A 25,358-nucleotide genomic window follows, 5' to 3' on the forward strand; every position below is an offset into this window, starting at 1 on the left:
CGTTGAAGCATTAGGCCGCGTCGGCGGCCAGAAGTTGCATGTCGAGGTGCTTGCCATTGTGGCCGGTGATTGCGACCTGCACAAGGTCGCGCGGCCGAAGGCCGGGGGCGGCGACAAGCGTGAAGTTTTCCGTATGCGCCAGCCCGCCATTCTCCACAAGCAGCCATTGCCGCGTGCCGACCATCTTGTCGAGATGCGCCTGGTGCAATCTCTGTCCGGCCTCGCGCAGGCGGGCGGCGCGTTCCTTGATCAGGCCGCGATCGAGCTGCGGCATGCGGGCGGCGGGTGTGCCGGGACGCGGGCTGTAAGGGAAAACATGCAGATGCGCGATGCCGGCCTCTTCAGCCAGGCCGACGGCATTGGCGAACATTTCTTCCGTTTCCGTCGGGAAACCGGCGATCATATCGGCGCCGAAGCTCGTCTCGGGGCGCAGGCGGCGCACATCCTCGATGAAACGCACGGCGTCAGCGCGCGAGTGCCGTCGCTTCATGCGCTTGAGAATCATATCGTCGCCATGCTGCAGCGAGAGATGAAGATGCGGCATGAAGCGCGGCTCGTCGGCGATAAGGTCCATCAGATGCTGATCGGCCTCGATGCTGTCGATTGAAGACAGCCGCAGCCGGCGGATTTCCGGGATCTGCTTCAGCAGCGTCTTGGCAAGCAGGCCGAGCGTTGGCGTTCCCGGCAGATCAGCACCATAGCTCGTGGCATCGACGCCGGTCAGCACGATCTCGCGATAGCCGCTTTCGACCAGATTGCGGGCTTGGTCGACAACGGCACCCATGGGCACGGAGCGCGAATTGCCGCGGCCATAGGGGATGATGCAGAAGGTGCAGCGGTGATCGCAGCCATTCTGCACCTGGATGAAGGCTCGCACGTGACCGTCGATGTGGCGGATCATCTGCGGCGCGGTGGCCCGCACGCTCATGATGTCGTTGACGCGCAGCTTCTCTTCCGCCGAAACGCCGAAATCCGGCAGGGAGCGGTAGGAGGTGCTCTTCAGCTTCTCCTCATTGCCCAGCACGGCATCGACTTCTGCCATTTCTGCAAAGGTCTGTTTCTCGGTCTGCGCCGCGCAACCTGTCACGATGATGCGGGCATGCGGATTGTCACGCCGCGCGCGGCGGATCGCCTGCCGCGCCTGGCGCACGGCTTCGCCTGTTACGGCGCAGGTATTGACCAGAATGGCATTGTTGAGCCCGGCTTTCTCCGCCTCGGCCCTCATCACTTCGGATTCATAGGTATTGAGACGACAGCCGAAGGTAATGACCTCGACCCCGCTCACCGCGCCTGAGCCCCCTGCTCCGGATCGCGCGAGAAGCTGCCCGTGACCGGATCGACCGTGCCGGACCATTCCCATTCGGCAGGCCCAGTCATGACGACATGGTCGTTACTGTCTAGCCATTCGATGGTGAGCTTGCCTGGCGCAGGCGCAGAGGCAACCTCGATCGTCACCTTGCGGCCGGTGCGGCCGGTACGCGCGGCGCTGACGGCAGCTGCACAGGCGGCCGAACCGCAGGCAAGCGTCAGGCCGGCGCCACGCTCCCAGGTGCGGGTGCGTAGAAGCGTTGGCGAAAGCACCTGTGCCAGCGTGATATTGGCGCGCTCGGGAAACATCGGGTGGTTTTCGAGCAGCGGGCCGAAGCGATCGAGATCGAAGGACATCGGGTCCCTGTCCACCCAGAAGATTGCGTGCGGATTGCCCATCGACATCACGGAAGGCGAATGCAGGACGGGATTGTCGATCGGCCCGATCTGCAGCTCGATGCGGCTGGTATCGGCAAATTCCTCGGCAAGCGGGATCTTGTCCCAGTCAAAGACCGGCGTGCCCATATCGACCGAGATCGTGCCGTCCTCATGCTCTCTGGCATTGAGGATGCCGGCGACGGTCTGGAAGGTGAACACCTTTTTGCCGGTTTCGGCCGCCAGCGCCTGCACGACGCAGCGCGTGCCGTTGCCGCAGGCCTGCGCCTTCGTGCCATCGCAGTTCAGAATATCGATCCAGGCATCGGTGCCATCAACCTTCGGGTCATGGATCGCCATGATCTGGTCGAACTGGGTTGCTGGATCGGCATTGAGCGCGATCGCCGCCTCGGCCGTCACCACATCCTTGCGGCCGCGCATGTCGACGACCAGGATCTTGTTGCCAAGCCCGTTCATCCTCGCGAATTCGACCGTATTGCTCATGATGTCATGTCCGTCAGTGTTTTCGAGCTGTATATGGCGGAAATGCGGGGGAATTACCAGTGGGACGTGAAGGACGACAATTTTCAGATTTGGCCGCGGTCTCCGGGCCACCCCGATCCTTCGACGGGCTCCGGATGAGGGCGGAGCGAGTTGCAATCCAAATAAAGGACATAGTCGTCATGGTGGGGCGGCCTGCAAGGCCGTCTCGAACCACGAGTACGGGTGGCTCGTGCTTTGACCGCAACGAAAATCCCGCCAAGCAGCCTTGACGTTATTTATTTCCAGAAAAAATCATTCGCCATGTCGGATTGTCAAACATTGCCACGTCCTAGGCTTGTCCACTCCGTCAAACCATAGGGATTATGACCATGCCGAATACCATAAGCCTGCATCGCGTCCTCGCCACAAGCCCGGAGAAAGTCTATCGCGCATTCATCGAAGCCGACGCACTTGCCAAGTGGCTGCCGCCGAATGGCTTTGCCTGCAGCGTGCACCACTTCGAAGGAAAAGTCGGCGGCGCGTTCAAGATGTCGTTCCGCAATTTTACCACCAGTGAAGTCCACGCTTTCGGCGGTGAATATATCGAGCTCGTTCCCGGCGAACTGGTGCGTTACACAGACAGGTTCGACGACCCCAACCTGCCCGGCCAAATGGAAGTGACGGTGACGTTGAAAAAGGTGCTGGTGGGAACCGAGGTCAACATCACCCAGGCCGGCATTCCGGACGTCATTCCCCCGGAGGCCTGCTATCTCGGCTGGCAGGAATCGCTGATCAATTTGGCGAAACTCGTCGAGCCTGAGATTACGCAGTAAGTCGAGATAGGCATAGGGCTTTCTGAAAACCCCTTCTCCCCAGGGGGAGAAGGAACTTTCGGCCCAAGCGCCAACGCTCACACAACCGGAACGTCAAAAACCTCGCCAGCCCTTAGCGGCCGAAACCGCTCCGACTCGACGCTTTCTGCCTTCAGCGCGGCATCCAACGCATGAACGGGCGCATCGATGCCCTCGTCCGTCAGCTGGAAGGTCGCGAAGTGATGCCCGGCGGCATATGCGGCGTTGCAGAGCTTCATGCCCCTGACCGCCTCTTCCGGATTCTGGTGCTGGCCCTTCATGAACCAGCGCGGCTCATAGGCACCAAACGGCAGGATCGCGAGGCGGAAGCCGCCATGTTTTTGCCGGACGGCGTCATAGTTGATGCCGTCGTGAAAGCCGGTATCACCGACATGATAGATCTTGCCTGCCGGCGTGGTCAGCACGAATGCCGCCCATAGCGCCATGCGCCGGTCGCCCATGCCGCGCGCCGACCAATGATGGCAGGGCTCGGTATCGATCGTCACTCCGCCTCTGACCTCAACGCGATCGCCCCAGTCGACAACGGTGATGTCGGCATCCGGAACGGTACGGCGGATAATCGTATCGTTGCCGAGCGGCGTGACGATCTTTGGCCGATGCGCCTGCTGCAGGCGGGCAAGGGTGGCGAGATCGAGGTGGTCGTAGTGATTATGCGTCACCAACACGAGGTCGATATGGGGCAGATCCTCGAAGCGGATGCCGGGCGGCACCACGCGCTTCGGCCCGACGGTGCGGAAGGGGCTGACCCGCTCCGACCAGACAGGATCGGTCAGGATATTCAACCCGGCGACCTGCACCAGCATCGACGCATGGCCGATCATGGTGACCCGCATCTGCTCGCCGAAAACATGCCGGTCCGGCTTGGCCGGCGGAAAGGCGCTGATGACGGGATTGGGCCAGCGCACCCGCCCGCCGCCGAGCTGCCAGCGCAAAAGATCGAGCGCATTGCCCGGCGCTACGCCGCCCGGGTTGAAGAAACGCCGGCCGTCGAAATGATCGGAAACCGGACCTTGATAATAGGGATTCTTCCTGGCAGAGCGGGAGGAGCTTGTCATGGCTTGTCCGCTCCTTGGGTACCTGCCGCCTCGGCGGTGGGAAAGCCGGCTTTGGCAAACCATTCTTCGGCCTCGGAAGGCGTCAGCGTCTCCTCAAGCACGACATTCGCCGGCATGGCAAAGAGCTGCGGCGTGAAGAAGCTGGTATCCCACAACGCCGCGCCTTCGACCGGAGGTGAGAGCACAATGATCTGCCGACCATCGATGCGGAAAATCGTCTCGACGGATTCCTCGCCGGAAATATCGGCAAGGCCTGGCTCATCCGGCCGCACCGTCTGGTAGCGCCACCAGGGCTCGTCATTGCCCTCTTCGACCACGGTCACGCAGCGCGCCATATCGACAATGAACCGGTTGGGCGCCCGACCGCCGGGCAATCTCTCGCCGAAGGCCGCCTGGATGAGCGTGAACAGATGAAAGCAATTGACGATATTCCCATACCGCAGGCGAAAACCCTGACGGCTCGGCAGATGCAGCAGCAGCAGATCGTCGCTGCGGCTCAAGAGCACTTGGCGGACCCAGGCTGCACCCGGCGTATAATCCTGCAATTCCGCAAGCATCGCCATCAGCGCCTTGTTGCCGGCAGCGAGTGCACGCTCCTGCGGCATGCCGGAAAGATGCGAAACTACCGATTGGCCGAGCAGCTGAAAAGCGTCGAGCAGCTGCCTTTGCCGTGGGCTAAGCTCCTTGCGGCCGGCAAAGCCGCGGTGAATCTGCGGCAGCCACGCCAGATAGAGCTCCCAGACGGCTGGACCGCTGCGCTCCACCGCACCGCCCTTTTCGACGATGGTGCCGAGCATATTGGCAAGAACGGCGGCTCCAGGTGGCGGCAGGCGGCTGAGCTCGCGCGCCGCCCGCGCCGCGATCTTCGGCTGGGCCTTGGCACTCGCATAGAAGGCTTGCGCCGCGACGTTGAAACGGGTGTCCACCCTGCCGCCGGCGTAAGCGCGACAGGCAGCAAGAAGATCGGTCAGGGCTGCATCATTCATTCGGAACGGTCTCGGGGAATCACTTGACGGCTGGGATCGATACAACAATTCGAAGACGGTGATACCGTCAAATCGACATCGATATGGGGATGTCATCCGTGCATTTCAGGCATTTCGGTCGCATTGGGTTGACTTTGCCGGCCTTTTCCTGTTTATCGCCCGCAATCTGCGACGAGCACAAGCCTCCGAGCCACCGACCGGGACCCATTTAGGTATAAAGAGATCCCGGAGGTCAACACCCGACAGCGCGATGCGCCCTCGGGTGCTTTTTGGCTTTGCGTCTTGTTTTCGTCATGGAAAAGCACGACGTTTTCGGGCGAGGAACCGCGCAAATTGCGCCAAGTCCAATCCCAAGCGATCGATAAGGAAGAACCGATGTTTGAAAACCTCCAGGACCGTCTTGGTTCCATTCTGAATGGACTGACTGGCCGCGGCGCGCTTTCGGAAGCCGATGTTTCCGCGGCACTGCGCGAGGTTCGCCGCGCGCTGCTCGAAGCCGACGTGGCGCTGGATGTCGTTCGCTCCTTTACCGATCGCGTCCGCGAAAAGGCCGTTGGCGCCGAAATCCTGAAGTCGATCAAGCCCGGCCAGATGGTCGTCAAGATCGTCCACGACGAGCTGATCGAAATGCTCGGCGGCGAAGGCGTGGGCATCGATCTTAATGCGCCTGCCCCGGTCGTCGTCATGATGGTCGGTCTGCAGGGCTCGGGTAAGACCACGACCACGGCCAAGATCGCCAACCGCCTGACAAGCCGCGACCGCAAGAAGGTCCTGATGGCCTCGCTCGACACGCGCCGTCCGGCGGCGCAGGAGCAGCTGCGCCAGCTCGGCGTGCAGACGGGCATCGACACGCTTCCGGTCATATCCGGCCAGTCACCAACCGATATTGCCGCTCGCGCCGTGCAGGCCGCCAAGCTCGGTGGCCATGATGTCGTCATCCTCGACACCGCCGGCCGTACGCATATCGACGAGCCGCTCATGGTCGAGATGGCGGATATCAAGAAGAAGTCCAATCCGCACGAAATCCTGCTGGTCGCCGATAGCTTGACCGGTCAGGACGCCGTCAACCTCGCCCGCAATTTCGACGAGCGCGTAGGGATCACCGGCCTCGTACTGACCCGTATGGACGGCGACGGCCGCGGCGGTGCCGCCCTTTCGATGCGCGCAGTCACCGGCAAGCCGATCAAGCTGATCGGTGTCGGCGAAAAGATGGGCGAGCTGGAGGAATTCCATCCCCGCCGCATCGCCGACCGCATCCTCGGCATGGGCGACATCGTGTCGCTCGTCGAGAAGGCGGCCGAGAATATCGACGCCGAGAAGGCAGCCGCCATGGCCGCCAAGATGGCCAAGGGCAAGTTCGACCTTAACGATCTCGCCGATCAGCTCGGCCAGATGCAGAAGATGGGCGGCATGGGCGGCATCATGGGCCTGATGCCCGGCATGTCAGGCATGAAGGACAAGATGGCCGCTGCCGGCCTCGACGACCGCCTGTTCAAGCGCCAGCTCGCCATCATCTCCTCGATGACCAAGGCCGAGCGCGCCAATCCGGACCTCCTCAAGCATTCCCGCAAGAAGCGCATCGCCGCCGGCTCCGGCACCGACGCCTCCGACATCAACAAGCTTCTGAAAATGCACCGCCAGATGGCGGACATGATGAAGATGATGGGCGGTAAGGGTAAAGGCGGCATGATGAAGCAGCTGATGGGCGGCCTCGCCGGCAAGATGGGCCTTGGCGGCGGCCTAGGGGGTATGGCCGGCGGCATGCCCGACCTGTCGAACATGGACCCCAAGCAGTTGGAAGCCCTGCAGAAGCAGGCCGAAGCTGCAGGCCTCGGCCGTCCCGGCGGTCTGCCGGGTGGCTTGCCAGGTCTGGGCGGCGGGGGCGGTTTGCCCGGTCTCGGCGGCGCCAAATTGCCAGGCCTCGGCGGTGGTTTCCCGGGGCTTCCGGGTTTGCCGAAGAAGAAGTGAGAAGGATCGTTGACCCCCATGATTGATCCAGACGTTAAGGCCCAATTGGGCAAATACCGCCAGTCGATCGACAATATCGATGCCGCACTGGTGCATATGCTGGCCGAACGCTTCCGCTGCACCAAAGAGGTCGGCGTGTTGAAGGCCAAGTACGACCTGCCGCCGGCCGACCCGGCGCGCGAAGAATTTCAGATCGAGCGCCTGCGCCGCCTGGCAAAGGACGCAAATCTGGACCCGGATTTCGCCGAGAAGTTCCTGAACTTCGTCATCAAGGAAGTCATCCGGCATCATGAACAGATCGCTGCGGATTTCAAAGGGTAATCCCTGGCCGCGTGACCCAGAAGAGGCAGGACGTTTTCGACAGGGATTACACGGCACGAAAAAAGCAGCGCGACGTAACCATACCGCACAACGAAGCGGTCAAGAAAAGCCTAAGGAGAATTAACATGGCACTGAAAATTCGTCTCGCCCGCGGTGGCTCCAAGAAGCGCCCGTACTACCACGTTGTCGTAGCCGACGCTCGCTCGCCGCGCGACGGCCGTTTCCTGGAGACCCTCGGCTCCTGGAACCCGATGCTTGCCAGGACGACGCCAAGCGCGTTGAACTCAAGGCCGAGCGCATCAAGCACTGGCTTGACCACGGCGCACAGCCGACCGACCGCGTTCTGCGCTTCCTCAACGAAGCCGGCATCGCGACGCGCGAAGCCAAGAACAACCCGGAAAAGGCAAAGCCGGGCAAGAAGGCTCAGGAGCGCGCTGCCGAAAAGGCTCAGAAGGCTGCTGACGCCGCTGCTGCTTCCGAGTAATCGGACCTGGCATTGATTGAAAGCGGGTGGCATGGCGACATGCCGCCCGTTTTTTGTTTCCCATCGGCAAATGTTCAGCCTATGAGAGAACCAACGACAGCGCCGCGCGTCACGCGCAAAGGTCGCTGGAGCAATTCGGATCTGCTGCATAATCCCGGTAATCGGCGAAGAGACCATGACGAAACTGCAAAACCCGGTATTGATGGCCACCATCGGCGCGGCGCAAGGCTTGAGAGGCGAGGTGCGCGCGCGCGCCTATACGTCGGATCCGACCGCGCTCGGCGATTACGGCCACCTCCACAGCATGGACGGCCGCAGCTTCGAGGTGCTGGAAATCCGCGAGGCCAAGAATGTGGTCGTGGTGCGCTTTCGCGGCGTCAACGACCGCAATGCCGCCGAGGCGCTGAACGGGCTGGAACTCTATATCGAGCGCGAGAACCTGCCTGATGACGAACTCGACGACGACGAATTCTTCTATGCCGATCTCGAAGGGCTGGAGGCCGTCGACGACCAGGGTACCGGCTACGGCACGGTCAGCGGCGTCTATGATTTCGGCGCCGGCGATCTGCTGGAGCTGAAGGGGCCGGGCAAGCGCCCCGTGCTGATCCCCTTTTCCGAGGCCGCGGTGCTTGAGATCGACCTCGAGGGCGGCAAGATCGTGATCGACCCGCTGGCCGCTGGCCTGATCGACAGCCCCGACGACCTGATCGGCAAACCAGAAAAGCCGGAAACACCCGAGAAGCCGCAGAGCAAGCCGAAGAAGAAGTGATCCTTATTGGGAAGTGAGCGCGCCATGAGTTTCCGGGCGACCATATTGACGCTTTATCCCGAGATGTTCCCGGGCCATCTCGGCACGTCCCTTGCCGGCAAGGCCATGGAACGCGGGCAATGGGTGCTCGACACTGTACAGATCCGTGATTTTGCGACCGACAAGCACCGCACCGTCGACGACACGCCGGCCGGCGGCGGCGCCGGCATGGTGCTGAAGCCGGATGTGCTTGCCCGCGCCATCGACCATACCAGCGAAAATGACAGTCGTCCGCGCCTGCTGATGAGCCCGCGCGGTAAGCCGCTGACGCAGAAGCGCGTGCGCGAGCTTGCAGGCGGCGAAGGCGTCATCATCGTCTGCGGCCGCTTCGAAGGCGTCGACCAGCGCGTCATCGACGGCCGCGGCCTCGAAGAAATCTCGATCGGCGACTATATCCTCTCGGGCGGCGAGCCGGCTGCGTTGATCCTGCTCGACGCCATCGTCCGCATCCTGCCCGGCGTCATGGGCAACGATCTCTCTGGCCTGCACGAAAGCTTCGAAGGCGGCCTGCTGGAGCATCCGCATTATACCCGCCCGCAGATCTGGGAAGGCCGCGAGATTCCGGCAATCCTAACCTCCGGTAACCACGCGGCAATTGCCAAATGGCAGAAAGAGCAGGCCGAGCGACTGACGAAGGAGCGTCGACCGGATTTGTTGGACGAATTGCAGAAGAAATAGCGACAGCACCGGCTGGATGAGCGATATCCTTGAAATATGGCCGCGAAACTGCCGACAAGCGCCACTTAATTCCTCGCCAAGGGGTGACAAACGCGTGACAATAGGGTATGTGCGCGCCCGGCATGGGAAATTTCCCATCAACCAGCAAAGAAGAGCAGACGTATTCGCTCCTGCCTGAACGGGCATATATCCGAGGCGTGATCTAACGGTCCGACCAAAGATAGAATCATGAGCGCTCTGGCTGTTGAAGCAACAACGAGGTTGATACTATGAATATCATTCAGCAGTTGGAAGCCGAACAGGCTGCCAAGATCGAAGCCAAGCGCACCCTTCCCGCATTTTCCGCTGGCGACACCGTTCGCGTCAACGTGAAGGTCACGGAAGGCAACCGTACCCGCGTTCAGGCCTATGAAGGCGTTTGCATCGCTCGCTCCGGCGGCGGCCTGCAGGAAAACTTCACGGTTCGCAAGATCTCCTACGGCGAAGGCGTCGAGCGCGTATTCCCGGTTTACTCGCCGATGATCGAAAGCGTCGAAGTCGTTCGCCGCGGTAAGGTCCGTCGCGCCAAGCTCTACTACCTGCGCGACCTACGCGGCAAGGCTGCCCGTATCGTCGAAAACACCGGCACCCGCGCCCGCAAGCTCAACGACGCCGAGCGTCAGGCTCTCGCCGAAGAAAAGGCACGCATCGAAGCCGAGAAGGTTGCAGCCGCTCAGGCGCTCGCAGCTGAAAAGGCTGCAGCCGAAGCCGCAGAAGCAAAGGCAGCTGCAGAAGCTGCTGCAGCCGCAGCAGCCGAGCCGGCAGCAGAATAAGTTTCGATCCATATGGATTGCAAAGCTTGAAGGCGGCCCTTGGGTCGCCTTTTTTATCGGCCACAAACAAGCTCGGGCTAACAGGAAATTTCTCCGCCTGCCGCCTGTATTAGAGTTACTTTTTCATTTTGGTTATTGCGCCATTGGCAATGGCCTTGCCATACGCTTTGCAAATATGACAGTTTTCCGCCACGCTAATCGGGGAGATTTCCATGGCATTCCGTCGTTCGTTCCTTCTGGGCCTCAGCGCCCTCGTGCTTGCACCTTTCGCTGCCTTCGCCGCCGACCTGCCGAACCTGAACGGCAAGACGGTGGTCGTCGTTACCGAGAATGCCTATCCGCCGCTGCAGTTCATCGATCCGAAGACGAACAAGGCGATCGGCTGGGAATATGACGCGATGAACGAGATCGCCAAGCGCCTGAACTTCAAGGTCGAGTACCAGAACACCAGCTGGGATGCGATGATCCAGGCCGTCTCGGAAGGCCAGTACAACATCGGCATGACCGGCATCACCATCAAGGACGACCGCAAGCAGAAGGTCGATTTCTCCGATCCCTACATGCGCTCCGAGCAATTCATGCTCGTGCGCGGAGACGAGAAGCGCTTCACCGACGCCAAGAGCTTCGCCGCCTTCAAGGACGGCCTGATCGGCGCGCAGCCGGGCACGACACCCTTCTACACCGCCGTCTATTCGGTACTTGACGGCAACGAGCAGAACCCGCGCATCAAGACCTTCGAAACCTTCGGTGCCACCGTACAGGCACTGAAAACCGGTGACGTCGATACGGTGCTGACCGACGGCACGGCCGGCAAGGGCTATGTCGATGCCTCCAATGGCGGCCTGAAGCTCGTCGGCGGCCCGCTCGGCACCGAGGATTTCGGCTTCATCTTCCAGAAGGGTTCCGATCTCGTCGCCCCGATCAATGCCGCCATCGCCAGCCTCAAGGCCGACGGCACGCTCGACGCGCTGAACAAGAAGTGGTTCCTCGACTACAAGATGGGCCAATGAATTCTGAAGATCGATATATTGGAAGCCCGCTCTGATGGCGCCTTTGGCAGGCCCGGGCGGGCACCGCGGCAAGGAAGACTTTCCCTGGTGGCTGGTCGCCCTCGCTATCCTCGGCATCGTCGCCTCATTCGCAATTGCGGCGAACGGCCTCTATGCCCAGATTTTTTCTCTTCTGCTGAATGGCATCGGCGTCACGGTCTTCGTGACGCTGGTGGCTTTTACGCTGGCTGTGCTGCTCGGCCTCGGGCTGGCGCTACTCGGCCTGTCGGATTTCCTGGTGCTGCGACAGGTCGCGCGCTTCTATATCGAGATCGTGCGTGGCATTCCGATACTGGTGCTGCTTTCCTACATCGCATTCGTCGGCACGCCGGCCTTCGTCGCCGTCTATAACGTTGTCGTCTCGCCATTGATCTCCGCCGGCTGGGCAAGCCCGCTCGTCACCCGCGACGTGCCCTTCGTCTGGCGTACGATCATCGCGCTGACCATCGCCTATTCGTCCTTCATCGCCGAAATCTTCCGCGCCGGCATCCAGGCGGTAGACCAGGGCCAGATCGAAGCAGCAAAGGCGCTCGGCCTCAGCCGCTTCCAGCGCTTTCGCCTCGTCGTCTTTCCCCAGGCGATCCGCGTCATCCTGCCGCCGCTGTCGAATGATTTCATCGCCATGGTGAAGGACAGTTCGCTGGTCTCCGTACTCGGGGTTGCCGATATCAGCCAGCTCGCCAAGCTCTATTACTCGGCGAATTTCCGCTACTTCGAAACCCTGTCGATCCTTGCCTTCATCTACCTGCTGCTGACAATCGGTCTGTCGCTGCTGCTCAGACAGCTCGAAGCCTGGATGCGCCGCCGCTCCGGCAGCGACCGCTCCGCCTTCCCCCGCCTGGCCGCGAGCCAGCCGCCGGGCGCGCAGGTATGATCGGTGCGATCCGATTGCCATTCACCATTATGACCTATCCCTTGAGGATAGGTTGATGCTCAGCTATGTATTGGAGATATTCTTGCGCCCGGACGTTTCCTTGTTCCGCGGCTTTTCGATACCAGAATATCGCCAGGCTGATATCCTTTTCGATTCCGGAGCCATTATAATAGGCGCTACCAAGATTAACCTCCGCTGATGGGCTACCTTGCTCCGCCGCTTTACGATACCAATTTGCCGCACACGCAGGATCTATTGGTCTGTTCAACCCAAGACCACACATAATGCCAAGGCCATTTTGTCCTCCCGGGTCTCCTTGATCTGCGGACTTTTGAAACAGAATTGCCGCTTTCGAATAGTCTTTGACTCCGTCCTCGGAAATATAGAGGCCACCCAAATTAGATTGCGCAACGGGGTTACCTGCTTCGGATGCCTTTTGAAGCCAAGTGATAGCGAGGTTTATGTCACGAGGAACGCCGTGCCCAAATCGGTACATATTGCTCAAATTCACTTCTGCGTGGACATCTCCTTGTTCTGCCGCCTTGCGGTACAATTCTTCGGCTTGCACATCATCTTTCGCAACACCCCGACCATTGGCGTACATTGCCCCTAGGGTATTTTGCGCACTCGCCAGGCCCTGCTCTGCCGCCTTCCGATACCAACTCTGAGCCGTATCGAAGTTTTGCTCAACACCATGCCCGGTTTCATAAAGAAGCCCCAAACCAAACTCAGCTTGAGCGTCTCCGTGTTCAGCCAGAGGCTGCCAGTACTTCAGCGCGCGTTGGTAATCTCCCGTACTATATAGATCCTGCCCTTCGTCGGCATATGCCGTCGCCTGAATCCTGTACGGGATAAAAACGGCCGAAACCGCGAAAACCAGAGATAAGCCAACAAGAATGCCGCAGCCTTTCATTAAGACGTACATAGCATTGTCCGCATATATATCTTTGCTTTTATATTTCAGACGGAAATGCAATCTGATCCGCAGCTTTGAGAAAAGCAAGTGCGGTGTGGTAATAGGTTAAACTGAATAGTTTCGAACTTGGCAATTCGGCGAGCAGATTGGCGGCTGATAATTTGCTTTCCGGGGACCATAAGCACCGTTCCAAGCCGCAAGGAGGCGCTGAAAGCGCATGCCGCTTCAATGACTGCCTAGCTGCGCGCACGACATGCATGATTTATCGGATTGCACCTGCGGTAACTTTTGACTTTCTGTTAACCTGGCACGATTGGCTGATGCCGGAAATGCTCACCATTGCCGAGACTTCGGAAAATTGATATGAGCAACGCCATGAGTAAGATCATGAGCAAAGACGGACGTTACGTCACGGCTTTCGTGCTGCAGGACCACAAGCGCCTGCCGGCACGCTTCTTTGCGATGATTTCGGGCGCGCTCAACAGCCGACTTCGCTGATCACACCCGAGGCCGGCGGTCCTGATCCGTCAATCCCCTTTCGACAATGCCAATATGGATTTGTAGCCATGAGCGCTCCACGCACACTGTACGACAAAATCTGGGATGACCACTTGGTTGACGCCCAAGAAGACGGCACCTGTCTTCTCTATATCGACCGTCATCTCGTTCACGAAGTGACGTCGCCGCAAGCCTTCGAAGGCCTGCGCATGACCGGCCGCAAGGTTCACGCGCCGCAGAAGACGCTTGCCGTCGTCGACCACAACGTGCCGACCTCGCCGGATCGTCATCTCGGCATCAAGAACGAAGAAAGCCGCATTCAGGTCGAGCAGCTCGCCAAGAACGCCGCCGAATTCGGCGTGGAATACTACTCCGAAAACGACAAGCGCCAGGGCATCGTTCACATCATCGGCCCCGAGCAGGGCTTCACCCTGCCCGGCATGACCATCGTCTGCGGTGACAGCCACACCTCGACCCACGGTGCCTTCGGCTCTCTCGCCCATGGTATCGGCACCTCCGAGGTCGAGCATGTGCTCGCCACGCAGACGCTGATCCAGAAGAAGGCCAAGAACATGCTGGTGCAGGTCGACGGTCAGCTGCCGCCGGGCGTCACCGCCAAGGACATCATCCTCGCCATCATCGGCGAGATCGGCACTGCCGGCGGCACCGGCTATGTCATCGAATATGCCGGCGAAGCCATTCGCTCGCTGTCGATGGAAGGCCGCATGACCATCTGCAACATGTCGATCGAAGGCGGCGCCCGCGCCGGCCTGATCGCTCCGGATGAGATCACCTTCGAATATATCAAGGGCAAGCCGCGCGCGCCGAAGGGCGAAGCGCTGGAACAGGCGATCGCCTACTGGAAGACACTGAAGTCCGACGAAGGCGCGCATTACGACCGCATCGTCAAGCTCGATGCCGCAAGCCTGCCGCCGATCGTCTCCTGGGGCTCCTCGCCGGAAGACGTCATCTCCGTTCAGGGTATCGTTCCGAACCCGGACGAAATCCAGGATGAGACCAAGCGTACCTCCAAGTGGCGTGCACTCGACTATATGGGCCTGAAGCCGGGCACGCCGATAACCGAGATCAACGTCGATCGCGTCTTCATCGGCTCCTGCACCAACGGCCGCATCGAAGACCTGCGCGCAGTCGCCAAGGTCGTCGAAGGCAAGACGGTGGCTTCCACGGTCAACGCCATGATCGTTCCGGGCTCTGGCCTAGTGAAGGAGCAGGCTGAGGCCGAAGGTCTCGACAAGATCTTCAAGGCTGCCGGCTTCGACTGGCGCGAGCCTGGCTGCTCCATGTGCCTCGCCATGAACGACGACCGCCTGAAGCCGGGCGAACGTTGCGCTTCGACCTCGAACCGCAACTTCGAAGGCCGCCAGGGCTTCAAAGGCCGCACGCATCTGGTCTCGCCGGCCATGGCCGCCGCCGCCGCAATCGCCGGCCACTTCGTCGATATCCGCGAGTGGAAGTGATCGGCCTGAAGGCATGAATGACGAAGGGCGGCCTGATGGCCGCCCTTTTCGTTTGCCGGGGGGAAATTCGCCGGCTGCTCTATTGCTTCGATGTGACGGCTTGTCTCCCGCCAAGCATGGGATTTCCTACCGTCGGAGCCTGCTGCGCGCGCTGGCTGAGCCAGACGCTGCCAAGCACGACGGCAATGCCGAACATTTGCATCGGGCTCAGCTGCTGGCCGAGCACCGCCCACCCCAGGATCACGGCCATGGTTGGGCTGAGGAAGCCGAGCGGCGAGACCATCGAAGGCTCGAGCCGCGACAAACCCCGAAACCAGAGAATATAGGTGAGTGCTGCGCCGATCAGCCCGAGATAGGCGAAGCCGAGAACGTTAGCGCCGGTCAGATGCGGCAGCGGCGGCTCAAGCAGCAGGGCCACCGGCAGCAACAGCACGCCGCCGGCCGTCAGCTGCCATGCCGTAAAGGTCAGCGGCGAGACATCCGGCCGCCAGCGGCGGCTGAGCACGGTTCCGGCCGCCATGGAAAAAGCACCGCCGATGCCGGCAATAATGCCGATCGGGTCGAGCGTCGCATTCGGCGTCAGGATCAGGAGCGCGACACCACCGATGCCGGCAAGCGCCGCAACAATTGAAAGGCTACGGATCGGTGATCCCAGCAGCAAGCGCGCCAGCACAATAACGATCAGCGGCTGGACGGCACCGACGGTCGCGGCAACGCCGCCGGGCAGTCGATAGGCCGAAATGAACAGCAGCCACCAGAAGACAGAGAAATTCAGCGCCCCGAGCACCAGCGACTTCAGCCACCAGACCCCATGCGGCAGCCGCCGCACGATGAGGAGCAGCAGCAGGCCGGCGGGCAGTGCGCGCAGCATGGCGACAGTCAATGGATAACCGGCCGGCAAAAGCTGCGTCGTTACCAAATAGGTGCTGCCCCAGATCGCCGGCGCGATGGCGGTGAGCAACAGGTCGAAATTGCGGTTCATGGCCTTGGCCTCAAATTTATCTTGACCTCAAGATAATCTGAAATACCTTGACGTCAAGATAAATTCATGGCGAGATCTCGTTATGGATCGCATCGATAAAATTCTCGCCCAGTGGCGCCGTGAACGGCCGGACCTCAACACCACGGCGATGGGCCTTTTCGGGCGCCTGCGCAATCTCGCGCTCCATCTCTCGCGCGAGATGGAGAAGACCTTCGGCCGCTTCGGCCTGAACGCGGCGAACTTCGACATGCTGGCGACCCTGCGCCGCTCGGGCGAGCCCTATACGCTCTCGCCCAGCGACCTGATGGAAACGATGATGGTCTCGTCGGGCACGATGACCAATCGTATCGATCAGCTGGAGAGGGCCGGTCTCGTCGCTCGCAGCCAGAACCCGGATGATGGCCGCAGCTTCCTGATATCCCTGACGCCAAAAGGTTTCGAGCTTATCGATGCGGCGGTGACGGCACATGTCGAAACGCAGAAACGCCTGATCTCCACCCTTTCTGAAGGCGAACAAAAAGCTCTTGACCGGCTGCTTCGCAATTACTTAGCCGACTTCGAATCTGATTGATCGCCCCGAACGCGATCCGGTACAGACCTCGCGAATGCAGCCCCTCAGCCAGCGGTGCGCCGGATCCGCATCCATGCGCGGATGCCAGAGCAGCGAGATCGTCACATCCGATGTCGACACCGGCAACGCAAAACTATGCATGCCGACACGCAGATTGCCCGTATAGCGCTCCGGTACGCTGACGATCAGGTCGGAGGCGCGCGCCAAGGCCAGCGCAGCCGAAAAGCTGCCGACAATCGTTGCGATCTGCCGCTTCAGGCCCAACTCTTCCAACGCCTCGTCGATCTGCCCTTTCTGAAGGCCGCGCCGTGATACCAGAATATGTTGCCCGGCCGCGTAACGTTCCGGGGTCACCTCTCCTTCACTCAACGGATGTCCGCTTCGGACCAGGCCGATGAAATGATCGCGGAACAGTGCCTGCGTTCTGAGCTCGGGACCGGTATCGTCACCGACAACGCCGGTTTCGAAGTCGATCGCCCCATCGCGCAAGGGCGTGCTGTCCTTGTCCAGCTTCTGCATGAAGTAGAGCCGAACGCCAGGCGCCTGCTCGGCAATGCGCGCGATCAGTTCGGCGCCGAAATTCTCCACGAAACCTTCGCGGGTGCGCAGCGTGAAAATTCGAGCAAGCTGCTTCAGATCCAAGCTTTCGGCGGGCCGCAGGGCCGCTTCCGCCTCCTGCACAAGCTGACCGACACGGTCGCGCAGCTCCAGCGCCCGCGGCGTCGGCACGAGCCCCCGCCCCGCCCGAACCAGCAGCGGATCCCCTGTCGTCTCACGCAGACGCGCAAGCTGTCGGCTCATGGCGGATGGGCTGAGCCGCAATCGCCGGGCGGCGCGCGCGACACTGCCTTCGGCAAGCAGGACATTGAGAGTGATGAGCAGGTTGAGATCGGGCGTGGACATGGCGCGAGCATAGCACGGTTTGTGTAATATATAGCGTCAAACGCACGAATGAAGTGCAAATGCTGCGCGTTCCGCCATATCGCGTCGAGAGCTACCTTTCTGCCGGAAGTTTTATTACGTCGCTAGAAATGGAGCTCGTATTGCAGCCAATCATCGAAGATCCGGGCAAAGCCGGCTACACAAAATCAGCATCCTCGACCCGCTGGGCGCTCGCCAGCCTCTCGCTCTCCATGTTGATGCCCTCGCTCGGCACCAGCATTGCCAATATCGCTCTGCCGACGCTTGCCCAGGCATTCGATGCCTCCTTCCAGCAGGTGCAATGGATCGTCCTTGCCTATCTGCTCGCCATCACCACGCTGATCGTCAGCGTCGGAAAGTTAGGCGACATTTTCGGCCGGCGGCGCCTGCTGCTGATCGGCATAAGCCTCTTCACGCTCGCCTCGCTCTTCTGCGGCGTCGCACCGACCCTCTGGCTATTGCTCGCCGCCAGAGGTCTGCAGGGCCTCGGTGCCGCCATGATGATGGCGCTGACCGTGGCGATGGTCGGCGAAACCGTGCCGAAAGAGCGGACAGGCAGCGCCATGGGCCTGCTCGGCACCATGTCCGCGATCGGCACCACGCTCGGCCCATCGCTCGGTGGCATCGTGATCGCCAGCTTCGGCTGGGAGACCATTTTCCTCATCAACGTGCCGCTTGGGATTGCGAATTTCCTGCTCGCAGCCCGCTTCCTGCCGGCGGATCGTCGGGACCGGAAGGCGAGCAAGGACCGGCTGGATACGATTGGCACTCTGCTATTGTCCTTGACACTCGCTGCCTATGCGCTGGCCATGACCCTTGGGCACGGAAGCTTCGGTGCGCTGAATATCGGCCTGCTGTTAGCGGCAGCTTTCGGCATCGTTCTCTTTGCGGTCACTGAAACGAAAGTGGTGTCGCCGTTGTTGCGCCCTTCGATGTTCCGTGATGCATCGCTAAGCGCAAGTCTTGCCATGAGCACCCTCGTTTCCACCGTCATCATGGCGACGCTGGTGGTCGGCCCCTTCTATCTCTCCCGCAGCCTTGGCTTCGATGCAGCCCATGTCGGCGCCATCATGTCCGCCGGCCCGCTGGTGTCGGCCCTGACGGGCGTGCCGGCCGGCCGCATCGCCGATCGCTTCGGCGCCCAGCGCGTGACCATGACGGGTCTTGTCGGCATGATTGCCGGCCTCTTCCTGATAGTGATGTTGCAAGGCAGGTTCGGAGCCGCCGGCTACATCGGTCCGCTGGTTATCGTGACCGCAAACTATGCGCTCTTTCAGGCGTCCAACAACACCACCATCATGAAGGACATAAGGGCGGAGCAACGTGGCGTGATTTCCGGTATGTTGAGCCTGTCGCGAAATCTCGGCCTGATCACAGGCACAGCCGTCATGGGTGCGATCTTCACACTGGGGTCGGGAACGAGCGACATTATCACGGCACGCCCGGAAGCCATTGCAACAGGCATGCAGATCACCTTCGCAGTCGGCGCCCTGCTCATCGTCGCGACGCTGGCCATCGCCATCGCCGGCATGGCGCGTTCAAGGCGTGATGCCCTTGCGCAAGAGGTCTCGTGAGAATGAGCCGAGAGGATGGCGGAGGATAATCCCGCCATCCGGTCACACCGGTCCGTGGCCGCCGAATTCCGCCGAAACGAAGTCGAGAAAGCTACGGAGCTTCGGCGTGATGCGGCGATCCGGCGCGTAGAGAACATGCAGCGGGCGCGTCGGCACGCTATATCCGGGCAAAAGCGGCACCAGCGCTCCCGTTTCCAAGCTCGATTGGATGAGTTCGGACGACTGCAGGATAATGCCGAGCCCTGCCAGCGCGGCTTTCAGCAGCGCCTCACCATTGTCGATCATCAGCCGGCCGGAGATCGGAACGCTCACATTCCCCTCCGATCCTTCAAAATCCCAATGAGTCCTGAGCATCGTATGCGAGAAGATCAGGCACTCATGATTTCGAAGATCATCTGGCGTGGAGGGGGTGCCGCGGGCGCGCAGATAGCTCGGCGCAGCACAGATCACCAGACGATAGGGACTGAGACGACGGGCGATCAACCCGCTGTCAGCAAGCTTACCGACGCGAAAGACTGCGTCATAGCCCTCATCGATCAGATCCACCATGCGGTTCGTTAGCGACAGATCGATCGAAACCTCCGGATGTGCACCCAGATATTTGGGAAGCGTCGGCGCGAGCGCATGGATACCGAAGGTGACGGGGGCGTTGACCCTCAGCTTCCCGCGCGGCACGGCCCGAGTTTCCGCCGCCAGCGCCTCCGCAGCCTCGACTTCTGCCAGAATATTGCGCGAGCGCTCGTAAAACTGGCTGCCGACTTCCGTCAGGTGCTGACGACGTGTGGTGCGATTCAAAAGCCGAACACCAAGATGCTGTTCGAGAAATTGCACATGTTTGCCGACGAGCTGCGGCGACATGTTCAATGCCTCTGCCGCGGCACTGAAGGAGCCGAGCTCGACTGCCTTGACGAAAACGTTCATGCCGGAGAAGCGATCCATTAGAAACAACCCGTTTCAAGTATCGAGTTATCTAGACCATTTATCCGGATATGGCGATAATTTTATATGTTTGTCAGTCACAACAAGGAACTGATAAATATGAAAATCGCTGTCATTGGTGTCGGAAATATGGGGGCAGGATTGGCGCGTCTGCTGACCGGAGCAGGATCTGACGTCGTCATCGGCCATCGCGATCCCGCAAAGGCAGTAGCCTTTGCCGCCGAACTGGGCGCTGGCATCGAAGCGGGCGGGGTTGCCGCCGCCGTCAAGCTTGCAGATATCGTCATACTCGCGCTGCCTTATGGCGCTATCGCGGAAACGCTGAAGGAAGCCGGAAATCTGAAGGGCAAGGTGCTGATCGATATCAGCAATCCCGTCACCGCAGATTTCAGCGGCCTCGTCGTCGGGCACTCGAGCTCGGCGGCCGAAGAAATTCAGGCGCTAGCGCCCGAGGCCACAGTGGTGAAGGCTTTCAACACGATTTTCGCACCGTTGCTGCCCGCCGAGGGACGGAACGGCAAGGTGCTGCAGGTCTTCATTGCCGGAGACGACGAGAAGGCAAAACATGCCGTATCCGACCTCGTCGAATCCATCGGCTTCGAGCCGGTCAACGCTGGTCCGCTCAGCAATGCCCGTTTCATCGAGCCGATCGGCGAGATGAACATCCACTTCGGCTTCTTTCTCGGCAAAGGACCGACTATGGCACCGGCCTGGGTTCAGGTCTGACGGCACTCAGGACGACAGGATGACAAAAGAGGCTCGGAGTCTTCACTCCGGGCCTCCTTGCATAAACTGATGGCAACCTGCGATCAAAAGCTCGCCGTCAGCGGATCCGGACCGATGCGACCGCCCGCCGAATCGAGCTTGGCCATGTCAGCCAGGTCGTCACCGTCGAGCTTGAAATCGAAAACGTTGAGGTTTTCCTCGATGCGGCTCGGCGTCACCGATTTCGGGATGACGATTAGGCCGTTGTCGATGTGCCACCGGATGATGATCTGTGCCGGCGTGCGGCCATGCTTGGCGGCGACCTTGCCGATCACGGCGTTGGTCAGAAGCTTGCCCTGGCCGAGCGGGCTCCAGGATTCGGTCTTGATGCCGAGTTTGTCGTGAACGGCACGCAGTTCCTTCTGCTGGAAGGTGGGATGCAGCTCGATCTGGTTCAGCACGGGCGTCACGCCGGTCTCGCCGATGATACGTTCGAGATGCGCGGCGGCAAAATTGGAGACGCCGATCGAACGAGCGCGGCCTTCTTCCTTGAGACGGACGAAAGCCTTCCAGGTGTCGAGATAGCGGTTGCGATGCGGCGACGGCCAGTGGATGAGGTAGAGGTCGATATAGTCGGTGCCGAGCCGTTTCAGGCTTTCGTCGAAGGCCTTCAGCGTGGAATCGAAGCCCTGTGCCTCATTCCAGAGCTTGGTTGTGAGATAGATGTCCTTGCGGGCAACGCCGGACTGGCGCACGCCTTCGCCGACGCCATCCTCGTTGGCATAGATGGCTGCGGTATCGATATGGCGATAGCCGGCTTTCAAAGCCGTGCTGACGGCCATCGGCGCGACGTTTTCCGGCGTCTGCCAGACGCCGAGGCCGACCTGCGGAATCGAATTGCCGTCATTGAACGTGATTGTCGGTTGCGTGGTCACGATAAGTCTCCAAAGGATGAGAAGCGGGTGGAGTGAAGGCGTGATTTAAATTCTAAAAGAAAAGGGGTCGGTCTGGTCCGCAAAGGCGCACCGGTCGAAATCCCATATAGTGGAGAATATCGGGATGTTAACCCCGGGCGACCTTTCAGACAACCCGGACGGTCGTACCTCTTCGCAGTAATGGCAGGATGCGCCTCATGTCGCGCAGGCTCACCGCAACACACCCGGCCGTCGGCTCATATCCCGGCCTGATCAGGTGGAAGAAGATCGCCGAGCCGCGGTTGCGCCGGCGCGAGCGCACGTTCCAGTCCAGCACCAGGCAGATATCGTAAAGGCCATCCTCCCGCTGCAATTCCTCGTGGCTCGGCTTGAAGGGCGCCTTCACCGGCCTGTTGTAGTTGGCATCGTCGGGTTGATCGCACCAGAGCATATCCTTCCGGATGTGCCGCATCGGCAGGGCCGTCCGCAGGAAGCGGATCCGATCGCCGCGCGTGAAGCCATAGAGCAGCTTCATGCCCGCAATCGGCGTCGCGCCGTCGCCCTCCCGCTTCAAGATGCTGCGCCCGGACCGGCCGATTGCCGCCGGCACCGTGATGCCCCCCACTTGCACCAATGCCCGCATTTTCTTACCCGGCGCAGGCCGCACGACGATCGTCGATGCGGTCCGTCCCGCCTCCGCCCTTATCTTTTGCATTTCCCTCACATGTTTTTGCTTTGCGTGTGATTTCGTTTGAAATCATAGCAGTTTCAACCAAACGACCAAGCCTGAGCCGCCTCGCGACTTGCCAAAAGTGCAATTTGGCGTAGGACTTAGGAGGAATGAGAACAAGGACCCGAACGGCATGACGGCACGCACCATTCTCCTGGTGGATGATGACAACGACCTGCGTGAGATGTTGGTCGAGCAATTATCGCTTTACGAGGAATTCAACGTCCTGCAGGAGGCGACCGCCGGAAAAGGCGTGCAGACCGCGCGCACCGTGCCCGTGGATCTCCTCATCATGGATGTCGGCCTGCCCGATATGGACGGCCGCGAAGCCGTAAAGCTGCTGCGCAAGAACGGGTTCAAGCCACCGATCATCATGCTGACGGGTCACGACACGGATTCCGACACCATTCTGGGCCTCGAAGCCGGCGCCAACGATTATGTGACGAAGCCTTTCCGCTTCGCTGTCCTCCTCGCCCGTATCCGCGCGCAATTGCGTCAGCACGAGCAGAGCGAGGATGCGACCTTCACCGTCGGACGCTATCTCTTCAAACCGAGCCAGAAGCTTTTGACCACCGAAGACGGACAGAAGATCCGCCTGACGGAAAAGGAAGCCGCCATCATCCGCTATCTCTATCGCGCCGACCAGAAGGTCGTCACCCGCGATATCCTGCTGGAGGAAGTCTGGGGCTATAATTCCGGCGTGACCACCCATACGCTCGAGACCCATGTCTACCGCCTTCGCCAGAAGATCGAGCGCGATCCCTCCAACGCCGAAATCCTAGTCACGGAAAACGGCGGCTACAAGATCATTCCATAGGCAATCGATGGCGCTGAACGACGATATCCGACTGCTGTCGCAACTGCCGCTGTTTCATGGCATGGGCGATGAGCCGCTGCGGCTGATCGCCTTCGGTGCCGATCGCCGCCACGTGAACGAAGGCCAGACGCTGTTCCGGGAAAAATCACCCGCCGAATGCGCCTATGTCATCACGCGCGGCAGTTTCGAACTCAGCACCATCGATGCTAACGGCCAGATACAGGTGGAAGCGATAGTCCAGGCCGGCACCATGCTTTCGGAGCTGGCGATGGTGACCTTGGTGGAGCGGAAATATACGGCTGTCGCCGCCGAAGAGTCCGACGTGATCCGCATCACGCGCGCCCTCTTTCACCGGTTGATCGAAGAATATCCAGACGCCGGCCTGCTGATCCAGAACCGCATCCGCGAAAACTTCGCCGCACTTGCCAGGCAAGCGGCCGCAATGCTCGGCCGGTTTTCCTGATAACACTCAATCCCGCTTCAGAGATTGAAATGCGCCACGACCGGCACGTGGTCGGACGGACGATCCCAGCCGCGCGCCGCTTTCAGAATCTCGATTCTCTGCAGATGCGGGCCGAGATCGGAGGATGACCAGATATGGTCGAGACGGCGGCCGCGGTCGGCGGCCTCCCAATCCTTGGCGCGATAGCTCCACCACGTATAGAGCTTTTCGTTTTCCGGCACCTGCTGGCGCATCAGGTCGAGCCAGGCGCCGCGCTTCATCACCTCGAGCAGCCCTTCGGTCTCCACAGGCGTATGGCTGACGATCTTCAGGAGCTGCTTGTGCGACCAGACGTCGTGCTCCAGCGGAGCGATATTGAGATCGCCGACGAGGATCGCGGAGGTGTTCTGCTCGGCATTGGCATGCAGCTTCTTCATCTCCTCGATGAAATCGAGCTTGTGGCCGAATTTCGGATTGATCGTGCGATCCGGTTCGTCGCCGCCGGCCGGCACATAGAAATTATGCAGACGAATGCGGCGGCCACCGCGCTCGAAGATGGCCGAGATGTGCCTGCTGTCGCCGACATTGCAATAATCCTGGCGGTGGTCCTCGGTCAACGGGAAACGCGAAGCGATGGCGACGCCATGATAACCCTTCTGGCCATGAATGATGATGTGCTCATAGCCAAGCGCGCGGAGCGGCGCATGAGGAAAAAGCTCGTTCGGAACCTTGGTTTCCTGCAGGCAGAGAATATCCGGCCGGGCCTGCATGACGAATTGCTCGACGATGGGCATGCGCAGCCGCACCGAATTGATATTCCAGGTCGCAATCGAAAATCCCATGCCCGAACCTTTTCCCTAAAGCAATTCGAGGAAAAGTGCGCAGCGGTTTTCCGTCCGGAATTGCGTCAAAACAGACAACCGTATCGACTCTGCGATTCGATGAATCGCTGGTCCCTCCGGTCAGCCTAAGGCTTTAGACCGGCTGTGGCGGAAAGAAAAGCGCCATTCGCCGCTTACTATGGCTCGGATGGAGACGACGCTCAGCGCGTGTAATCGATGCGGAAAACGCTGTCGTCGAAGGCGACGTTCGTCTTTACGTTGTTGATGATCACATCGGTCGTCTTGCCCTGCGGATCGATGACGGTCCATTGGCGCAGGTCATAGGACTTCGAATCGAAGATCATCGTGATGGTGGAATCGCCGAAGACAGTTCGGTTGCCGAGCGTGATCTTGGTGAGATCCGGCTGCGAATCGACGTTGCGCACCATATCGGCTGAGAGGTCGATCTTGTTGGCCAGCAGCAGGCTCAGCGGCGTCTTCGACAGCTGATACATGTTCCTCGTCTGCGTCTGGTCGTTGATGACCTGCACGTTGTTCCCGTCGCAAATTACGCGCATGCGCGACGGCGGATCGTAGTTGAAGCGCATCTTGCCGGGCCGCTGGATGAAGAATGCGCCGCTCATCTGATCGCCGCGCGGGCCGATCTGCAGGAAGCCGCCCTTCATCGACTTGATGGACGAAAAATGATCGGCGATGGCCTGGGCGATGTTGGGATTGAGGGTAGCGGCCGCCGGCTGCGTCTGTGCTTGGGCCTGCGCGAAAGCCGAAACCGGCAGAGCGCCTGCCGCGCCGACAGCAACCGCAGCGCCGAGGAAATGCCGGCGGGTCAGGGAAAGTCGGCTGGACGGCTGCGCATCAAACTTTGTCATCGAATTCTCCTTCATGCTTCGTCCATGGCGCGCAAAATCGGCGTCTTCATGGCGCAACGGCCCCGGGGCCGGTAAGGGCTGCGATCA

General features: G+C 60.5%; 27 protein-coding genes and 1 pseudogene. 16 read left to right on the top strand and 12 right to left on the bottom strand.

Annotated elements, in window-relative coordinates; all coding sequences use genetic code 11:
• Positions 1-10: 10 nt before the first annotated feature.
• Complete coding sequence (gene mtaB, locus ACK83U_RS14620) at positions 11-1,285, bottom strand: tRNA (N(6)-L-threonylcarbamoyladenosine(37)-C(2))-methylthiotransferase MtaB (protein WP_112607891.1); 1,275 nt, start codon at positions 1,283-1,285, stop codon at positions 11-13.
• Positions 1,282-2,187: a diaminopimelate epimerase gene (gene dapF / locus ACK83U_RS14625; protein WP_112607893.1), complete on the bottom strand. Its 906-nt coding sequence runs from the start codon at positions 2,185-2,187 to the stop codon at positions 1,282-1,284. Before dapF ends, mtaB begins: the two co-directional genes overlap by 4 nt.
• Before the next feature lie 368 nt (positions 2,188-2,555).
• On the opposite strand from dapF, the gene ACK83U_RS14630 reads away from it, so the two are divergent.
• Entirely contained in the window at positions 2,556-2,999 is a 444-nt protein-coding gene (locus tag ACK83U_RS14630) for an SRPBCC family protein (protein ID WP_162708046.1), read from the top strand.
• Positions 3,000-3,076: 77 nt separating this feature from the next.
• Here the strand turns inward: ACK83U_RS14630 and ACK83U_RS14635 are convergent, their stop codons facing one another.
• Positions 3,077-4,093, bottom strand: a complete 1,017-nt coding sequence (locus tag ACK83U_RS14635) for an MBL fold metallo-hydrolase (protein WP_112607895.1) — start codon at positions 4,091-4,093, stop codon at positions 3,077-3,079.
• On the bottom strand, positions 4,090-5,079 hold the full coding sequence (locus ACK83U_RS14640) for a hypothetical protein (RefSeq protein ID WP_112607897.1): 990 nt from the start codon (positions 5,077-5,079) through the stop codon (positions 4,090-4,092). The genes ACK83U_RS14635 and ACK83U_RS14640 overlap by 4 nt, the downstream gene beginning before the upstream one ends.
• Positions 5,080-5,454: 375 nt before the next feature.
• On the opposite strand from ACK83U_RS14640, the gene ffh reads away from it, so the two are divergent.
• The 8 genes and pseudogenes from ffh (at position 5,455) to ACK83U_RS14680 (ending at position 12,073) form a co-directional block, all read left to right on the top strand.
• Positions 5,455-7,047 (top strand): signal recognition particle protein, encoded by a 1,593-nt coding sequence (gene ffh / locus ACK83U_RS14645; RefSeq protein ID WP_112412904.1) that lies wholly within the window; start codon positions 5,455-5,457, stop codon positions 7,045-7,047.
• 18 nt (positions 7,048-7,065) lie between these two features.
• Positions 7,066-7,368: a chorismate mutase gene (locus ACK83U_RS14650; protein WP_069614775.1), complete on the top strand. Its 303-nt coding sequence runs from the start codon at positions 7,066-7,068 to the stop codon at positions 7,366-7,368.
• A gap of 125 nt (positions 7,369-7,493) precedes the next feature.
• Positions 7,494-7,852, top strand: a pseudogene (gene rpsP / locus ACK83U_RS14655) (30S ribosomal protein S16).
• Between the two features lie 175 nt (positions 7,853-8,027).
• Positions 8,028-8,621, top strand: coding sequence for a ribosome maturation factor RimM (rimM, locus tag ACK83U_RS14660; protein ID WP_112607899.1), 594 nt, complete (start codon positions 8,028-8,030; stop codon positions 8,619-8,621).
• Positions 8,622-8,645: 24 nt separating this feature from the next.
• The gene (trmD, locus tag ACK83U_RS14665; RefSeq protein ID WP_112607901.1) at positions 8,646-9,338 is read left to right on the top strand and encodes a tRNA (guanosine(37)-N1)-methyltransferase TrmD; all 693 of its coding nucleotides are present in this window, start codon (positions 8,646-8,648) and stop codon (positions 9,336-9,338) included.
• 269 nt (positions 9,339-9,607) lie between these two features.
• Positions 9,608-10,150, top strand: coding sequence for a 50S ribosomal protein L19 (gene rplS / locus ACK83U_RS14670; RefSeq protein WP_015341481.1), 543 nt, complete (start codon positions 9,608-9,610; stop codon positions 10,148-10,150).
• Positions 10,151-10,362: 212 nt separating this feature from the next.
• On the top strand, positions 10,363-11,160 hold the full coding sequence (locus tag ACK83U_RS14675; RefSeq protein WP_015341482.1) for a basic amino acid ABC transporter substrate-binding protein: 798 nt from the start codon (positions 10,363-10,365) through the stop codon (positions 11,158-11,160).
• Positions 11,161-11,194: 34 nt separating this feature from the next.
• Positions 11,195-12,073 (top strand): amino acid ABC transporter permease, encoded by an 879-nt coding sequence (locus ACK83U_RS14680; protein WP_112607903.1) that lies wholly within the window; start codon positions 11,195-11,197, stop codon positions 12,071-12,073.
• A gap of 34 nt (positions 12,074-12,107) precedes the next feature.
• Here the strand turns inward: ACK83U_RS14680 and ACK83U_RS14685 are convergent, their stop codons facing one another.
• The gene (locus ACK83U_RS14685) at positions 12,108-12,998 is read right to left on the bottom strand and encodes a tetratricopeptide repeat protein (RefSeq protein ID WP_412474653.1); all 891 of its coding nucleotides are present in this window, start codon (positions 12,996-12,998) and stop codon (positions 12,108-12,110) included.
• Positions 12,999-13,352: 354 nt separating this feature from the next.
• On the opposite strand from ACK83U_RS14685, the gene ACK83U_RS14690 reads away from it, so the two are divergent.
• Positions 13,353-13,487, top strand: a complete 135-nt coding sequence (locus tag ACK83U_RS14690) for a hypothetical protein (protein WP_015341484.1) — start codon at positions 13,353-13,355, stop codon at positions 13,485-13,487.
• A 68-nt stretch (positions 13,488-13,555) separates the two neighbouring features.
• Complete coding sequence (gene leuC / locus ACK83U_RS14695; protein ID WP_112607907.1) at positions 13,556-14,965, top strand: 3-isopropylmalate dehydratase large subunit; 1,410 nt, start codon at positions 13,556-13,558, stop codon at positions 14,963-14,965.
• A 79-nt stretch (positions 14,966-15,044) separates the two neighbouring features.
• On the opposite strand, the gene ACK83U_RS14700 is transcribed toward leuC, so the two are convergent.
• Entirely contained in the window at positions 15,045-15,947 is a 903-nt protein-coding gene (locus tag ACK83U_RS14700; protein ID WP_412474654.1) for an EamA family transporter, read from the bottom strand.
• An 82-nt stretch (positions 15,948-16,029) separates the two neighbouring features.
• Between ACK83U_RS14700 and ACK83U_RS14705 the strand changes: the two genes are divergently transcribed.
• Positions 16,030-16,518 carry a MarR family winged helix-turn-helix transcriptional regulator gene (locus ACK83U_RS14705; RefSeq protein WP_412474655.1) on the top strand — a complete coding sequence of 163 codons (489 nt, stop codon included), beginning with the start codon at positions 16,030-16,032 and terminating at the stop codon, positions 16,516-16,518.
• On the opposite strand, the gene ACK83U_RS14710 is transcribed toward ACK83U_RS14705, so the two are convergent.
• Positions 16,495-17,421, bottom strand: coding sequence for a LysR family transcriptional regulator (locus ACK83U_RS14710; RefSeq protein WP_412474656.1), 927 nt, complete (start codon positions 17,419-17,421; stop codon positions 16,495-16,497). The genes ACK83U_RS14705 and ACK83U_RS14710 overlap by 24 nt on opposite strands.
• A 140-nt stretch (positions 17,422-17,561) precedes the next feature.
• Between ACK83U_RS14710 and ACK83U_RS14715 the strand changes: the two genes are divergently transcribed.
• Entirely contained in the window at positions 17,562-19,013 is a 1,452-nt protein-coding gene (locus tag ACK83U_RS14715) for an MFS transporter (RefSeq protein WP_412474657.1), read from the top strand.
• 42 nt (positions 19,014-19,055) lie between these two features.
• Here ACK83U_RS14715 and ACK83U_RS14720 read toward each other — a convergent pair whose 3' ends face one another.
• Positions 19,056-19,952: a LysR family transcriptional regulator gene (locus ACK83U_RS14720; protein WP_112607917.1), complete on the bottom strand. Its 897-nt coding sequence runs from the start codon at positions 19,950-19,952 to the stop codon at positions 19,056-19,058.
• Positions 19,953-20,051: 99 nt separating this feature from the next.
• Here ACK83U_RS14720 and ACK83U_RS14725 point away from each other — a divergent pair, with 99 nt between their 5' ends.
• The gene (locus ACK83U_RS14725; protein ID WP_412474658.1) at positions 20,052-20,678 is read left to right on the top strand and encodes an NADPH-dependent F420 reductase; all 627 of its coding nucleotides are present in this window, start codon (positions 20,052-20,054) and stop codon (positions 20,676-20,678) included.
• 83 nt (positions 20,679-20,761) lie between these two features.
• On the opposite strand, the gene ACK83U_RS14730 is transcribed toward ACK83U_RS14725, so the two are convergent.
• The gene (locus ACK83U_RS14730) at positions 20,762-21,592 is read right to left on the bottom strand and encodes an aldo/keto reductase (RefSeq protein ID WP_112607921.1); all 831 of its coding nucleotides are present in this window, start codon (positions 21,590-21,592) and stop codon (positions 20,762-20,764) included.
• A gap of 145 nt (positions 21,593-21,737) precedes the next feature.
• Entirely contained in the window at positions 21,738-22,286 is a 549-nt protein-coding gene (locus ACK83U_RS14735; RefSeq protein ID WP_112607923.1) for a L,D-transpeptidase family protein, read from the bottom strand.
• Between the two features lie 148 nt (positions 22,287-22,434).
• Between ACK83U_RS14735 and ACK83U_RS14740 the strand changes: the two genes are divergently transcribed.
• Together ACK83U_RS14740 and ACK83U_RS14745 are read left to right on the top strand one after the other, a co-directional pair.
• Positions 22,435-23,118, top strand: a complete 684-nt coding sequence (locus ACK83U_RS14740; RefSeq protein WP_069614787.1) for a response regulator transcription factor — start codon at positions 22,435-22,437, stop codon at positions 23,116-23,118.
• Between the two features lie 7 nt (positions 23,119-23,125).
• Complete coding sequence (locus tag ACK83U_RS14745; protein ID WP_015341494.1) at positions 23,126-23,581, top strand: cyclic nucleotide-binding domain-containing protein; 456 nt, start codon at positions 23,126-23,128, stop codon at positions 23,579-23,581.
• Between the two features lie 17 nt (positions 23,582-23,598).
• Here the strand turns inward: ACK83U_RS14745 and ACK83U_RS14750 are convergent, their stop codons facing one another.
• Both ACK83U_RS14750 and ACK83U_RS14755 read right to left on the bottom strand, forming a co-directional pair.
• The gene (locus tag ACK83U_RS14750) at positions 23,599-24,402 is read right to left on the bottom strand and encodes an exodeoxyribonuclease III (RefSeq protein WP_112336296.1); all 804 of its coding nucleotides are present in this window, start codon (positions 24,400-24,402) and stop codon (positions 23,599-23,601) included.
• A 200-nt stretch (positions 24,403-24,602) separates the two neighbouring features.
• On the bottom strand, positions 24,603-25,271 hold the full coding sequence (locus ACK83U_RS14755; protein ID WP_112336295.1) for an outer-membrane lipoprotein carrier protein LolA: 669 nt from the start codon (positions 25,269-25,271) through the stop codon (positions 24,603-24,605).
• Positions 25,272-25,358 lie beyond the last annotated feature (87 nt).

The organism is Rhizobium sp. WW22, from assembly GCF_047041135.1.
In the GTDB taxonomy this organism is placed as follows: Bacteria; Pseudomonadota; Alphaproteobacteria; order Rhizobiales; family Rhizobiaceae; genus Rhizobium.